Source organism: Leptospira kobayashii, from assembly GCF_003114835.2.
GTDB lineage: Bacteria > Spirochaetota > Leptospiria > Leptospirales > Leptospiraceae > Leptospira_A > Leptospira_A kobayashii.
Window position 1 is genome coordinate 1,153,302 of sequence record NZ_AP025028.1, and the last position, 14,466, is coordinate 1,167,767.

The 14,466-nt window shown below is 41.9% G+C and carries 18 protein-coding genes; 16 read left to right on the forward strand and 2 right to left on the reverse strand.

Annotation, left to right across the window (positions count from 1 at the left end; all coding sequences use genetic code 11):
* Nucleotides 1-27: 27 nt before the first annotated feature.
* On the forward strand, nt 28-240 hold the full coding sequence (locus tag DI077_RS05050; protein ID WP_109018562.1) for a hypothetical protein: 213 nt from the start codon (nt 28-30) through the stop codon (nt 238-240).
* Here DI077_RS05050 and DI077_RS05055 read toward each other — a convergent pair.
* Nucleotides 237-1,205, reverse strand: a complete 969-nt coding sequence (locus DI077_RS05055; RefSeq protein ID WP_109018561.1) for a hypothetical protein — start codon at nt 1,203-1,205, stop codon at nt 237-239. The genes DI077_RS05050 and DI077_RS05055 overlap by 4 nt on opposite strands.
* Nucleotides 1,206-1,241: 36 nt before the next feature.
* Here DI077_RS05055 and DI077_RS05060 point away from each other — a divergent pair, with 36 nt between their 5' ends.
* The 5 genes from DI077_RS05060 (at nt 1,242) to DI077_RS05080 (ending at nt 5,299) form a co-directional block, all read left to right on the forward strand.
* Nucleotides 1,242-2,015 (forward strand): LOG family protein, encoded by a 774-nt coding sequence (locus DI077_RS05060; protein ID WP_109018670.1) that lies wholly within the window; start codon nt 1,242-1,244, stop codon nt 2,013-2,015.
* A 20-nt stretch (nt 2,016-2,035) separates the two neighbouring features.
* Entirely contained in the window at nt 2,036-2,332 is a 297-nt protein-coding gene (gene rpmB / locus DI077_RS05065) for a 50S ribosomal protein L28 (protein WP_109018560.1), read from the forward strand.
* Between the two features lie 21 nt (nt 2,333-2,353).
* Nucleotides 2,354-3,007: an endonuclease III gene (gene nth / locus DI077_RS05070; RefSeq protein WP_109018559.1), complete on the forward strand. Its 654-nt coding sequence runs from the start codon at nt 2,354-2,356 to the stop codon at nt 3,005-3,007.
* 787 nt (nt 3,008-3,794) lie between these two features.
* On the forward strand, nt 3,795-4,706 hold the full coding sequence (locus DI077_RS05075; RefSeq protein ID WP_109018558.1) for a UbiA-like polyprenyltransferase: 912 nt from the start codon (nt 3,795-3,797) through the stop codon (nt 4,704-4,706).
* Nucleotides 4,703-5,299 (forward strand): UbiX family flavin prenyltransferase, encoded by a 597-nt coding sequence (locus tag DI077_RS05080; protein ID WP_109018557.1) that lies wholly within the window; start codon nt 4,703-4,705, stop codon nt 5,297-5,299. The genes DI077_RS05075 and DI077_RS05080 overlap by 4 nt, the downstream gene beginning before the upstream one ends.
* A gap of 356 nt (nt 5,300-5,655) precedes the next feature.
* On the opposite strand, the gene DI077_RS05085 is transcribed toward DI077_RS05080, so the two are convergent.
* Entirely contained in the window at nt 5,656-6,078 is a 423-nt protein-coding gene (locus tag DI077_RS05085) for an acyl-CoA thioesterase (protein ID WP_174705606.1), read from the reverse strand.
* Between the two features lie 68 nt (nt 6,079-6,146).
* On the opposite strand from DI077_RS05085, the gene pyrB reads away from it, so the two are divergent.
* The 10 genes from pyrB (at nt 6,147) to DI077_RS05135 (ending at nt 14,406) form a co-directional block, all read left to right on the forward strand.
* Nucleotides 6,147-7,088 carry an aspartate carbamoyltransferase gene (pyrB, locus tag DI077_RS05090; protein WP_109018556.1) on the forward strand — a complete coding sequence of 314 codons (942 nt, stop codon included), beginning with the start codon at nt 6,147-6,149 and terminating at the stop codon, nt 7,086-7,088.
* A gap of 7 nt (nt 7,089-7,095) precedes the next feature.
* The gene (locus tag DI077_RS05095) at nt 7,096-7,467 is read left to right on the forward strand and encodes a DUF2203 family protein (RefSeq protein ID WP_109018555.1); all 372 of its coding nucleotides are present in this window, start codon (nt 7,096-7,098) and stop codon (nt 7,465-7,467) included.
* Nucleotides 7,451-8,677: an LL-diaminopimelate aminotransferase gene (locus tag DI077_RS05100; protein ID WP_109018554.1), complete on the forward strand. Its 1,227-nt coding sequence runs from the start codon at nt 7,451-7,453 to the stop codon at nt 8,675-8,677. Before DI077_RS05095 ends, DI077_RS05100 begins: the two co-directional genes overlap by 17 nt.
* A 52-nt stretch (nt 8,678-8,729) precedes the next feature.
* Entirely contained in the window at nt 8,730-9,716 is a 987-nt protein-coding gene (locus tag DI077_RS05105) for an adhesin OmpL37 family surface protein (protein ID WP_109018553.1), read from the forward strand.
* A gap of 5 nt (nt 9,717-9,721) precedes the next feature.
* A complete protein-coding gene (locus DI077_RS05110) occupies nt 9,722-10,360 on the forward strand; it encodes a hypothetical protein (RefSeq protein ID WP_109018552.1) in 639 nt (212 codons plus the stop codon).
* Nucleotides 10,293-11,600, forward strand: coding sequence for a helix-turn-helix domain-containing protein (locus tag DI077_RS05115; protein WP_242935366.1), 1,308 nt, complete (start codon nt 10,293-10,295; stop codon nt 11,598-11,600). The genes DI077_RS05110 and DI077_RS05115 overlap by 68 nt, the downstream gene beginning before the upstream one ends.
* Nucleotides 11,601-11,748: 148 nt before the next feature.
* Complete coding sequence (gene rho, locus DI077_RS05120; protein ID WP_109018551.1) at nt 11,749-13,155, forward strand: transcription termination factor Rho; 1,407 nt, start codon at nt 11,749-11,751, stop codon at nt 13,153-13,155.
* A 14-nt stretch (nt 13,156-13,169) separates the two neighbouring features.
* On the forward strand, nt 13,170-13,370 hold the full coding sequence (gene rpmE / locus DI077_RS05125) for a 50S ribosomal protein L31 (RefSeq protein WP_109018550.1): 201 nt from the start codon (nt 13,170-13,172) through the stop codon (nt 13,368-13,370).
* Nucleotides 13,371-13,423: 53 nt separating this feature from the next.
* The gene (locus tag DI077_RS05130) at nt 13,424-14,224 is read left to right on the forward strand and encodes a pentapeptide repeat-containing protein (protein WP_109018549.1); all 801 of its coding nucleotides are present in this window, start codon (nt 13,424-13,426) and stop codon (nt 14,222-14,224) included.
* Nucleotides 14,221-14,406, forward strand: coding sequence for a hypothetical protein (locus DI077_RS05135; protein WP_109018548.1), 186 nt, complete (start codon nt 14,221-14,223; stop codon nt 14,404-14,406). Before DI077_RS05130 ends, DI077_RS05135 begins: the two co-directional genes overlap by 4 nt.
* Nucleotides 14,407-14,466 lie beyond the last annotated feature (60 nt).

Consider the following 14,466-nt stretch of genomic DNA (forward strand, 5'->3'; position numbering starts at 1 on the left):
CGTCTAAAGGTCAAGGTTCGCCAAACGATGACAGATACGATTATACAAACTTGCAAACAAATGAGTAAAAATCTTTTAGAGATCAAATACTTCGCAGAAAAGAAGAACACCAGTAGAACGTCTGTTTATCGGGCGCTTCAGGATAACAAACTGAATGAAGTTGTCATTGGTAAAAATTCCCGTTTCGTGATTTTGGATGATCTGGCAAAAAAATGGCGCCCGGGACGTCAGTCTTCTTAAAAAAGCTCCCATGTAGATTCCAAAAATATTCTTTCATAATCGGAATTGCAGACTTCGGAAGCCTCCAATGCAAAGATTAAGTTCTTTTTCTTTTTGGATTTGATCCCTCTGGAGAATAGAATTTGTCCAAACCAAATGTCCCCCGTAAGACCGTAAAAATCCAGGTCTTCCGTTTCACTCAGGTTTTGAAAAATTGCGTACTGCTGCCATTCTTTTTTGGTAACAGGTGTTAACCCCCAATAAGAAAGAAAATAATTATCCTTTTCATTCGGCAGAAAATAACCCAAAGAAACAAAACAGGATTCGCCGAAACTTCCGTCTCCGAATTTCCTTCTGGATTTCAAAAATATTTCTCCCACCAAGGGAAACGGTCTCTCGAAAGTTCTTAGTTTCCATAGATAGGAAATTTGAACGAGTTTTCCCCATTTAACGACCAGTGTCATTTGGCCTTCTTTCAGAATGGGCAAAAAATCGGTGTCGGGAATCGAATGAGTTTCCGATTTCGGAATTTCGTATTTTATGAAAGAAATTTCTTTCCAAAGAATCTTTTTGGGAGTATGAAAAAGATTTCGAATTTTATCTTTTATTGATTTTCGATTTTCAAAGGTTTTCCTTGGGATTTCCAAAAATAAATTTGTTTTCTCTTTTAAATGAGTCTTTTGCCGGTCTATATAGTGATTGGGAAATAAAAGATAATGAAATTTTGAGAATGAATCCAACTTTCGAATTCCATAAAGTTCGATTTGACTCTTTCCCAGAGGTTGGGGATGGGTTTTCCAATCAAAGCTTGTGAAATGGAAAAGATTCTTTTCAGAAAACTCGTCCCATCCTTCTGCGAACCTCTTTTTCAGATCTTTTTCGGTAAAAAGAACGGAATCCGAATAGAAACTAACTTCTATTTGTCGGCTTTGGATTTTGAGTTTTAAGTCTTTTCCGAATTTAATCAATTTATGAAGGATTTTCATCTTTTAGTAAGGGAAATCGCCGATCTTAGGAGCAGAATGACAACATTAGCCTTTGAAAACAAAGATTTTTTATGGGGAGACGACGCCGGATCCCTTCGTATTTTATCGGAATACCTGCACCCAAAGGCAGAGTTCATTCGGAATGGAGTAACAGACACCGTAGTTGTCTTCGGTTCCGCCCGCATTCCCAGTCCGGAAGGCAAAAAAAATGCAAATGGTGCCTTACACAAAGGACTTCTTCCGTTCGTGAAATACTATGAGCAGGCTGTGGAATTTTCCAGACTTCTCTCGGATTGGGGCAATCATTTCGATCGTGAATTTCCCGGTAGAAAATTATTTATCTCTACCGGAGGAGGGCCCGGAATCATGGAAGCCGGAAACCGGGGAGCCTCCGAGGCAGGAGCTGAATCCATCGCTTTGAATATTGCACTTCCTTTTGAGCAGCATGCAAATCCTTATGCCAGCCCCAAACTTTCCTTTGAATACCACTACTTCTTTATGAGAAAGCTTTGGTTTATGAAACACTGCCGGGGGATTGTTGCTTTTCCGGGTGGTTTCGGAACCTTTGATGAGTTGTTTGAAGTTTTAACCCTGGTACAAACCCAGAAAAAAGAAAAGATCCCCATCTTGTTATACGGAAAAGAATTTTGGGATAAAGTGGTGAATTTCCCGGTTCTTGCGGAATATGGACTGATCAATGAAGAAGATCTGAACCTTCTTTCCTACGCCAATACTCCCGAAGAAGCGTTTCTCTTCTTCCAAGAAAAGATTCGTTTGGAATTGACCCAAAAATTGGGTACAAAATCATAGCGAAAGCAAAGGGAAATCATATGGCAAGAAGATGTGTTGTAACTGGAAAAGGAACGACTGCGGGGAATAACGTATCCCACTCGCATAAAAAAGACCGTCGTATTTGGAAGGTCAACGTTATCACTAAGAAGATTTTTTTAGAAGACGAAAACAGATGGGTTCGTGTGAAAATTTCCACACGTGCACTTAGAACTTTGCGTAAAAAAGGTCTCAAAAACGCGATCAAAGATCACGGTGGAGACATCAAAGCAATCGAGCCTAAAAAATATATCGGCGTTGGTTCTGCTGTCGCTGCAAAAGTTTCTTCCGCAAAATAGTTTTTTATCTAACCTGGTCTTATGAAAAAGGCCGGGAAAAAACCTTCTTCCGAATTCATTCATAATCTATACAATCTGTTATACGACGAGTTTGGTACGGTGGAAACACCTCTTACCTATTCGCAACCTCATGAATTGGCAATTGCAGTCATTCTCTCTGCGCAATGTACAGACGCGCGAGTCAATGAAGTCACACCGGAATTATTCAAAACATTTAAGAGTTTGGAATCTTTTGCCAACGCGGAGCTTACGGATATAGAAAAGAAAATTTTCTCTACCGGTTTTTACCATAACAAGGCCAAAAATATACAAGGTTTCGCGAGGATGTTGATTTCCAAGTTCGGAGGGGTGATTCCTAAAACAATGGAAGAAGCGATTCTTTTGCCGGGGTTCGGCCGAAAGACCGCCAATGTAGTGTTAAGTGAACTTTACGGGATTTCTGCTGGTTTTGTCGTGGATACCCATGTCAAACGGCTGACAAAAAAAATAGGTTTAACCGAGGCGACAGACCCGGTCAAAATCGAAAGAGAAATGATGGAACTGATTCCTAAGGAGTATTGGAGAAACCTTTCTCTATACCTGATATTTCTCGGTCGTAAGAATTGCCAAGCGAGGCGTACGGAGTGTTCGACTTGCTGTCTTTCGAAGATTTGCCCTTCGTATTCCGTAGACTGACGGTAGCAACAGGTAGTTCTTCTTCCTTTACGGATTCGTGTTTTTTTCTCCAAGAACGATTGCGATCTTCCAAATTGATCGAAACCACTTCATGGTGAATTCGGATCAAATCTCTTTTACGGAAATACAATTCCAAGCTTCCTAATTTTCCAAAATCTTTAGGGCAGGTGATCTGATGCACATTGGCAAGGTATCTGAAATTGGCGCGTTTGCCGGGTTCACTCAGTAAAAATATGGGGAAGTTGGGATCTTTCGGAAATTCGGTGGTGGCGAGCAGGATTTCTTCTGACTCTTTTACAAAATAAATCCAACCATCGTAGTCGAAATAATCATCCAATTTGGCGAAAGAGGAAAGATAACCTAATCCTAGTTTAACGGGACCTGTTTCAATTGCGGAATGTTTTTCCTCTTGGTAACCGTCGTAGGGAAAGTTTTGCAGTTTTTTATCGTTTTTGTCCAGGAAAGGAAATAACAGATAGGCTTGTCCGTTTTTCTTTTTGTAATCCAATTTCTCCGATTCCACCCACTGGAGGAGAGCCCCGAGTCCTCCTCTTCCTTCCCGGCTCATTTGAGTGTGAGCGTCTTTTCCGCAATGAAAGAAGATTTTAATGGGTAGATCCGCTTCGGAAGGATGACTGAAGAGAGGAAAAGACAAAGATAGAAAAAAAAGTGCTAGAATAAGTATCTTCATTGGTGGGACTCTATGGAATAGAACGGTTGAATTGGTCCTCAAATGAACCAAAAAATCTAAAAACAGTCTAAGGAATGGGCACGTTAGTCTCCTGCCATGAACATCTTTAAAAATATTATTCTCTACGGACAAATGGTTAAACTCTCTCACACTCTTTTTGCTCTCCCTTTTGCGGGAATCTCCTTTATATTGGCATACTTACAGTCTTCTCTGGAAATCGCAGATTTGATTCGCATCGGCCTTCTGATTGTTATCTGTATGGTGAGTGCCCGTAGTGCGGCTATGGGATTTAACCGTTATGTGGATGCGGAAATCGATGAAAGAAATCCCCGAACGGAAAAAAGAGAGATACCTTCCGGGAAAATTTCCAAACTTTCCGCACTTCTTTTCATCGGTCTTTCCGCTTTTATATTTATCTTTTCCAGTTTCTTTATCAATAAGCTGGCATTCTTATTATCCTTTCCGGCTTTGTTTGTTTTGTTTCTTTATTCTTTGACCAAGAGGTTTACCCTTTTTTGCCATTTGGTTTTGGGTCTTGCCATTTCACTCGCTCCTCTAGGGGCTTGGATCGCGATGACGGAAAGTATCGATACGATTCCCGTATTGTTTTCTCTGGGACTACTTTTTCATATCTCCGCATTTGATATTTTATATGCCATCCAGGATTCGGATTTCGACTCGAAGGAAGGTTTGCATTCCATTCCTTCGAGGTTGGGTGAAAAAAACTCCCGCATTATCGCCGTTATTTTGCATGTGCTTTCTTTGATAGGGTTCAGTTTTGCAGGTAGATTTGCAGACCTTGGCATTTTGTATTATTTGGTTTTATCGATCATCGCATTCTTGGTATTTTACGAACATAGACTTTCTTGGAATCATCGTTCCAAAGAACTTCCACCCAGGTTTTATCAAATCAACTCCTGGATCAGTGTGGTTTTGTTTTTTGCCATTCTGATCGACAAATGGTCCGAGTTTTTAATCAAACTTTCCTCCGGAATATCATTTAAGTGAAGTTAGTTGTCGCATTGGCAGGAGCAAGCGGTTCGATTTATGCTGCCAGATTTTTGCGGGCACTTTCCGAGATCCCCGGAGAATCCTACCTGGTTGTCAGCCCGCCTTCTCTGAGAATATTTTCCGAAGAATACGAAACCTCGGTTTCCAAACCGGAGGATGTTTTGGATTTTATTCAAACGAAATGGAAGCCCGATTTAAAACATAAATTTCATATCAGAAATTTTCATGACATAGGTTCCGATATTGCAAGCGGTTCCAATGTTTGGGATGCGATGGTTGTTGTTCCCTGCAGCATGAAAACAATTGCATCAATAAACGCAGGTTTGACGGAAAATCTCATTGAACGCGCCGCCGATGTGAGTTTGAAAGAAAGAAGAAGGCTTATTGTTGTGCCGAGAGAGACTCCTTATAACCGGGTGCATCTCCGCAATCTATTGTCTTTGGATGAAGCCGGGGCAATCATATTGCCTGCCTCTCCAGGATTTTATCAAATGCCGAAAACCCTTGATGATCTGGGGGATTTTATTTCCGGTAGGATCTTTAATCTGTTAGGTGTGGACGCCGGATTGTATCCGAAGTGGGTCGGCTAGCTTACATTTAAGAATCGAGTAGTCTGTTATTTTTTTTGTTTTTTGGGCGCCTCGGATGTGTTAGATGGAGTTTGCGGGATTTCTAATCCCCGAGCGGGCTCTGCCGCGACTTCGCCTATCGGCTCCGGTCCTTCGGACGGCGACTTTGTCGCCTCGCTCTGATCCCTGGCGTGGGGGAGGGTGGGGAAGATCAAGATCAGAGAAGGAATTTTTAGAATACTATCCCCGCCCTATCGACATTGGGTGGGGTTAACCACCCGCCACCCAATGAGGTTCAAATAGCATACATTATGCGATATAGCCAGTCTCTTTCGGCTTTCGCTGATTTTTTTTACAAATAAGTTCGCCTTTTTGACTTACGGCTTTTCGTTCTGGATTTTGAAATTGCGAAAATGGAAGTAGGGTTTTCCTTTGTCATCCAAACATACGTAGCTGATTTCGCTTTCGATGACTTCGGCCAGTTTTCCTGTTTGCGGGTTGTTCGAAATAGCAAGTGTTTTGACGGTGACCGAAGATTTTCCGGTTTTGATGATTTTGCCGTAGATTTGGATGATGTCCCCTGCGCGTGCGGGGGAACGAAACACTACATTGTCCATGCTGACCGTGACTATGTTCGTATAATTGATTTTCATCATTGCGAACATCGCCATTCCCTCATCAATCCAAGACAGCATTTTGCCACCAAATAGGTTGTGGTGGTAATTCAGATCGTCAGGTTGGACTAGGTGTTGGGTCACGAGATCCATAGAAGCAATTTTTGTTAAAATCTGATCGGACATACTGACCAGTAAAATTTTGTTTTCGATTTATTCGATACCAAAAACCCTTGGTAAAAGATTTCCGCCATATGTATTCTTATTCCCACCGGAACATTTTAGACACCCTCCAATTCTCAAAAGAAGATTTAGATTTTTTGATCGAAAAATCGAAAATCATGCAAAGCCTCCACGAGTCAGGGAAAGCCTTCGGCATTCTGAATGGAAAATTGCTCGCCTCTCTTTTTTTTGAGGCATCCACCAGAACCCGGTTTTCCTTCGAAGCTGCCATGGAAAGGTTAGGCGGACGAATTGTTTCCACCGTCGGATTTCAATTTTCATCCATCTCCAAAGGGGAAACTCTTTACGATACTATGAAGATGATCGAAGCCTATACGGACATTGCCGTGATTCGTCACCCGGTGGAAGGTTCTTCCCGGATCGCTGCAGGTGCCGTTTCCATTCCAGTGATCAATGCAGGTGACGGAGCGGGACAGCATCCTACCCAGGCGATCTTGGATTTATATACCATCATTTCCGAAAAAGGCAAAATCGAAGGTTTGAGTATCGCATTTATCGGTGACTTAAAATACGGAAGAACGATTCACTCTCTTATCAATCTGCTCAGACATTATAAAGTTCATCTCTATTTGATTTCTCCGGAAGAACTGAAATTACCTGAAAATTATAAAAAGAATTTAACCGGTTTTCCCATGACTTGGGAAGAAACGACGGACATCAAAGCATTTTGGGAATCGGATGTCGCTTATGTGACTCGTATTCAGGAAGAAAGATTTGCAGACCACAAAGAATACGAAAAATTAAAAGATATCTATAAGGTGAACAAAGAACTGGTTCTTGCTTCCAAAAAGGATACAACCATACTTCATCCTCTGCCTAGGGTGAACGAATTGTCCACTGACGTAGACGATCTACCAAATGCAGCTTACTTCCGTCAGGCGAAAAACGGAGTGGTTGTCCGAATGGCTCTACTTTGTTTGAGTTTAGGCATACCATTCGGAGAAAAAAAATAAGCTTACCATGACAAAACGCATTTGGAGTTTAGCGGAAGCGAAAGAAGCGCTTCCTTTGGTAAGGGAAATCACAAGAGATTATTATCTTAAATCCAGTCGGCTTGCGGATGAAATCAGGAACAAGGTATTTCCGGAGAATGTGCAGGAAGCGAAAGAAGACGAAATTTCGGAGCTGGTTCAAGCTTGGTCCAACGAGATTTTGGCTTTGGATCTGGATGTGAAAGGGCTCTGGCTCGTTGATTTTGATAACGGAAAAGGCTATTATTGTTGGACCTGGGGCGAAGAAGATGTGTTATACGAACATGGATATAACGACGGATTCCGTTCCCGAAAATTAATTGAAGAATCGAAAGAGGAAAAAAATGACTCGGATCAATGAAAACTATTTAAAACTCAAAGCAGGTTATCTATTTCCTGAGATTGGAAGAAGAGTAAAGGCATATTCGGATGCAAATGCGGACAAACGAATCATTCGTTTGGGAATCGGTGATGTGACTCTTCCTTTGGTGCCTTCCATCGTTAATGCAATGGTCGATGCTGCAAAAGAAATGGGAACACCCGGAGGTTTTCACGGTTACGGTCCAGAACAAGGTTACGGTTTTTTAATTAATAAAATCATTGAACACGATTATACGAAACGGGGAGTGAAGATTTCGGAAGACGAAGTTTTTGTTTCCGACGGATCCAAATGCGATGCGGGAAATATTCAGGAGATATTTTCTTTGGATAGCAAGATTGCAGTCGTTGATCCGGTTTATCCCGTTTATGTAGATACCAATGTGATGGCAGGTAGAACCGGAGAAGTGAATGCCAACGGGTATTATGAAAATATCGTTTATATGCCTGCGACGGAAGCAAACAATTTTGAACCTGAATTTCCGAAGGAAAAAGCGGACATCATCTACCTATGTTATCCGAACAATCCTACCGGCATGGTGGCAACTAAAGAGCGTTTGGCGGAATGGGTTGCTTTTGCCCGGAAAACGGGAAGCATCATCCTTTTTGATTCGGCTTACGAATCTTTTATCCAAGATCCGACGATTCCCAAGTCTATTTATGAAATTGAAGGTGCGAAAGAAGTTGCGATCGAATTCCGCTCTTTTTCCAAGACGGCGGGATTTACAGGTACACGTTGCGCTTACATTGTGATTCCTAAAGAACTGAAAGGCAAAACATCCAAAGGAGAAGAGATCAGCTTCAATTCCCTTTGGAGTCGTCGTCACACTACCAAGTTCAACGGAGTTTCTTATGTAACTCAAAAAGGAGCGGAGGCGATCTTCTCCGTCCAAGGCCAAAAAGAAATCGGAGAACAAATTTCCTATTATATGGAAAATGCAAGACTCATCCGCGAAGGCTTGGGAGCGAGCGGTTATAAAATCTTCGGAGGAGTGAACGCTCCTTATATTTGGCTGAAAACCCCTAGAAACCTGAAATCTTGGGAGTTTTTCGATGAACTTCTTTCCAAAGCGCAGATTGTGGGAACTCCCGGATCCGGATTCGGACCGGCAGGAGAGGGATATTTTCGACTTTCCGCCTTCGGAAAGAGAGAAGACGTGCTTTCTGCCATAGAACGCATTCAAAAAATCTAAAAAAATTTCTAGGTTTTTCCCATAGCACCGATATAGTAAACAAGGTAGAGCTATGGGAAAATGGAAATTTATACTCTTTGTCGCACTTGCGAGTTTGCACATCTCGCATTTGAGTGCTGTGTCCCCCGAACAAACGAACTTGGGGATTTTGATTTTTGAAAATAAAGAAAACATCAATTTTATCAATGTATGTTTGAGTAACCTCTCTCCTCCTCAAGAGGATGCGGTGGCACCTGCCGCAGGGACAACTACGACAGACTCTGGTAAAAAAAATCTGGAAGGAAACGACTACTTTAAAATGCTAAAAGCCGCTAACCAAACGGACTTTAGCGGAAATATGTGGTATTTACAAAGTAATTATTCCTATGCATTCCGCCAGTTGCGAGGCGCGCAAGGGGAATTGAAAGCCATCTATGAAGTCACTCTTCAAAGATACATAGAAGATGCGAGAGCTCTATTGGAATCCGCGGCACCTGCCATCATTCGTTCCAATGACAATTCTTCCAAGGCACTCCTTCGACTAGGATTTCGTGACCTTCGTTCCGCAGAAGATCTCTACACCACTGGACTCAATTCCAGCCCGCACCAATACCGTTACAAATTAACTCTTTATAAAGAGGGAATTTTAACTCTGAGACGTGCGAAAAGATTTGCTATCCTTGCCATGATTTATTCCAAAACTCCCGATGAGGATAAACCGGAATACCAATACCGTTCTTTGGATGATATCAAAGAAGCTCGTAGCGAAGAAAAACAAAGAAACTACGAAAAAGTAAGAGATACTCTCATCAACTTTATGGAAAACAAAAGAATGGAAAGAGCGATCGCTCCTCCGGGAAACCCAGATGCAAAACCATTGGATCTTTTGGAACAACATGATGATAATTACGGATTCATCACTTCCAAACGTTTGGATTTATTACAAGAAGCCAACTTGCAAATCAAAGAAACAGAAGGTGCGAAACGCGAATCCGTTCCCGCCGTACCAAAGTTTGATGAACAAGGTAAGGCAACTTACGAAGAAAAACCTAAAAAATAAAAACCATGCGCACCGTAGCTCTGACTCTGACCTTTCTTCTTTCTCTCTCTCTTTTAGGAAAGACCACTCTTTCTTCCAGAGAGAGAAAGAAACAATTCGATCAAAAGATCGGACTTGTTTTTGATGTAAAAGAAACTCTATCTCTACCGGAAGAGTCGGACAGAAATACCCTCAGTACAGTTCGTTCGGAAGTGGAAGACGCATACCGGGTAGGTGAAAAAATCCGAATGGAAAAAGCACTTTCCATTGCGGAAGGCGAACTTGCTTTCGCTTCCAGAAAACTTTGCATCGATTTGGAAGAAAAATCCCAGGATATTTACGAAAAGGCGCAAGGTAGTTTTCTACTGGTAGAATCGGAAGAAAAATCTTCCGGTAAAAAAATGGAATGGGATACTAGAGAAAAAATCCAAAGATATTTGATTATGGCAAAGAGCGAAAAGGATCACGCCAAAGAGTTTTATATCTCGGGCAACTACCACATGTCCTTGCATACATACAAACGCTCCATAATGTATTCTCTACTTTCCTTTTTATCTCATGGAAAGGAAATTCCGGAAGGTTATCAAACTGCTGCTAATGTTTGGGCGGAACCTGTTTGGCAATCAATTCACAAAACAAAACCACAATCCATTCGAGAAAACTAAAAATTTAGATTTTCATCCGGGGGAATTCGCACAAGATGACCCGAAAGTGAAGATAGAGTCGATCTATAAACATTTTCTTCTGACTAAGGCCAGTCATTTACCTGTGGTAAATGCGGAAGGGATTTTGCTCGGACTCATTGCAAAGGAACGCGTATTGCAAGAGTTAGCTGATCTTGGTCAAGGTCGTGAAGATTATGAGTTCATTCCTACCGAAATCTTGGAAAAGGATTTGAACGAGAATATCTTGAACTTTTTCCGGGACTCCAATCGGATTCCTGTCTTGGATCACGAAGGAAACAGAAAAGAGTTTTGGGACAAGCCCAGATTCCTCGCCGAATTTTCCAAATTGGATTCTTCGAACAAAAGAGATCCCCGCCTCGAAGAGATAGCTGCCAAACAAGAAAAGAAAAGAGACTCCCAGGATTCCATCCATTGGTATATGGAGTTGATTCTATCCAATTTCCCGGACGGACTTCTTTCCACGGACGTTGCCGGCAACAGTGTATTTTATAACGAAGCATTCGAAAAGAATGTACTTCCCATTCCTTTTTTCAAAGACTCGGTTCAGGTAGCGGAAAGATTTTTAAGAGATCTCAACAGGGATCTGTTTGCAAAATATTTAAAAGAAAACGATTTGGAAATCGAATCCAAAGATCATTCCGTGTATCAATTGCAGACCATAGTACAAGAGTTAGATTCTCTTGTGCGAATCGTGACTCTCAGAAAAGAAAAAAAGATCGTAGGATTTCTTTATCAGTTTTCGCACCTTTCCACCCGGTTGGAATCCGTTTCTTCTTCCGGAAATATCTTTCCCAGTTTGGAAGAGGCATTTTCATCCAAATATCCTTTGGAACGGGTTTTGGAAGAAATCGAGTCGGTTTATATCCATGAAACTCTGAAAAAAAACAGAAACAATATTTCCCATGCGGCTTCCGACCTGGGTCTTCCCCGCACCACTTTGCAAAATAGAATCAAATACCTGAAGATCCAGGAAAGATTCAAAGAAACGGATTCTGAAAAAAAGAAGCCTATCCCCAGAAAACGCGCCGAACCAAGTGCTATTCCAGTGAAAGACAAAGCAAAAACGGGAATTAAAAAGGATAGTAGCTCGAAAAAAATTCAAAAACCGAAAGGCAAACAGGCGAAAAAAGCCAAGGTTTCTTCAGCTATTTCGGACAAAAAAACGAAATCTTCTCCTAAGAAATCGAAACTTCTTAAAAAGACAAAAAAAAGGCGTTGACGTATTCCTTTAAAGACCGAAGTTTTCCTTACCATATAGTAAAACATTTACTTCAACTTCGCTGTTTGTTTCACTAGCATTCCTTCTTTGCACAATGGTATTCCCTTAATCAAAATTCTAAAAAATCTACAGTTATGTAAAATTTTCTATGGCATCACGCAAACAAGACGAACTACAATATTCAACCCCTGAAGAACAACCTGAATTTTCCAACGGCATAATGGACCAAGATGAGTCCGGTAACGAACCTCCTAAACAATTTAAGAAAAAACGCCGCCAATACGAAGGACCGATTCCTCCTGCACTCGACTTAGTCGAACTTAAGAAAAAAAATATCAATGAGCTGGCAGATCTTGCGAAAGGTCTCGGTGTTGAAAATACACATGGTCTGAAAAAACAGAACCTGATGTTCGCACTTCTCCAGGCGCAAACGGAAAAAGACGGACAAGTTCATGCTGCCGGGGTAATGGAAAAACTCCCCGATGGTTACGGATTCCTTCGTTCACCTGATTATAATTATGTGCCAGGTCCGGATGATATTTACGTTTCTCCTTCTCAAATCAAACTTTTCGGCCTTCGGACGGGAGATACCGTAGAAGGACTCATTCGTCCTCCTAAGGAAGCGGAAAGATTTTTTGCCATGCTCCGAGTGGAGTCTATCAACGGTTATCCGGTCGATGTGGCTCAAAAGAGAAATCTTTTCGATAACCTGACTCCTCTTTATCCGAACGAAAAAATCAATATGGAATTCGATCCGAGCCATTTGGACACCAGGGTTATGGATCTGATGTGCCCGATTGGAAAAGGACAAAGAGCATTGATTGTGGCACCGCCTAGAACCGGTAAGACGGTTCTTATGCAGTCCATTGCAAATGCGATCACTCGAAATCACCCTGAAATTTTCCTAATCGTACTCCTTATCGACGAACGTCCGGAAGAAGTAACCGATATGGCACGCCATGTAAAAGGTGAGGTGGTCAGTTCTACTTTTGACGAACCGGCACAAAGACACGTACAGGTGGCCGAGATGGTGATCGAAAAGGCAAAACGACTAGTGGAACACGGAAGGGACGTTGTGATCCTTCTGGACTCAATTACGAGACTTGCCCGTGCCTACAACCAAGTGGTTCCTACCTCGGGAAAGATTCTTTCCGGTGGTGTGGACTCAAATGCGCTTCATAAACCGAAACGTTTCTTCGGTGCGGCTAGAAATATAGAAGAGGGCGGATCTCTTACCATCATTGCAACTGCACTCATTGATACCGGTTCCCGAATGGACGAGGTGATTTTCGAGGAGTTCAAAGGAACGGGAAATATGGAAATCCATCTGGACCGAAAACTCGCCGACAAAAGGATTTTCCCCGCTATCGACATCAACCGCTCCGGAACCAGAAAGGAAGAATTGCTCCTTCCGGCGGATGTTCTCACCCGAGTTTTTATCCTCCGAAAAGTACTTTCTCCCATGAGCATCACGGAAAGTATGGAACTATTGATCGAAAAAATGCGATCTGCCAAAACGAATGACCAGTTTTTGGCAAGTATGAACACTAATTAACGAAAGGCGCCAATATGAAGACTGACATCCACCCAAAATACGTTTCTGCAAAAATCAAATGTGCTTGTGGCAATGTGATCGAAACACGGTCGTCTGCTGGCGATATCAGTGTGGAAATTTGTTCCAACTGCCACCCGTTCTTTACAGGTAAATCTAAAGTTTTAGATACTGCGGGTCGGGTAGACAAATTCAAGAAAAAATATAAAATGAAGTAAGATAGGTCTTTCGACCTGTCTAAACTTCAGAACATCTCTAGGAGGATATGCCAATGGCTGTGATGGACTTTGCAAGATATAAGGAAATCAACGACCAAAGGTTGAACTACCGTGAGATGGAAGACGCGAATGTAGTCTCCTATTACCGAAATACAGGTTGTGGAGACGGTTATCGCATCTACCTCAAAGTTTCCCCCGAATCCATCGTAGAAGATGCAAGTTACACAACCACTGGTTGTGGATTTGGAATCGTTGCGCTTGCCATGGCTACCGAGTATGCCAAAGGCAAAAAGATGGAAGATCTTCGATCTTTAACACCCGATACACTGGAGACTATGTTTGAGTTTCCGGAAAGAAGAAAAAATTACCCTGAGTCGGCTGTTGCCGCTTTGAAAAAAGCAGTAGAAGATTGGGAAAAGGGCGGAGGAGTGCCTCCTGAAAAAAGAGTCACCAAAGCGAAAGCGATGGATCTTTTGCAGACTCAAGGTCATCTAAGAGAAGCTAGTCTATCTAGCGTTATGTTAGAAAAGGAAAATTTCAACGGTGTTGATTTTTCCAATGCAGACCTCCATAATGCGTTTCTTCAAAATTCCAGTTTCGTAGGCGCCAATTTTTCCGGTGCCAATCTGAAAGCTTCCTTTTTCAACGGTGCCAATTTAATGAATGCTAATTTCCGTGGTGCCGATCTTCGTTTTGCGAAACTAGCCGGTGCCAATCTGGAAGGTGCTGATTTTACGGATGCTATTTACGATATTGGGACTCGTGTGGATCAAAAACAAATGCATATCTTTGATGTGATGAAAAAGGGCGGTAAAGATCTTTATCTGAGCCAAGAAGAGGGCGCTGCCGGATGAAGGTAGGAGACAAGGTAAAACTCACAAAAAAAACCTTTCTCTTTCAAGGAATTTTTATTTTCACCGGAGCTACAGTTGAGATCAAAGAGCTGAATTCCGACAAAGCCTTAGTGATCTATAATGACAAAGAGGGTTACCCTCACGATTTAGAAATGTCTCTCTCCGACCTCGCCCCTTTGTGAATCGAAAGTCTTGACATAAAACTCTTCCTCTTTAAGGTATTGATAACTGTAATAATCGTA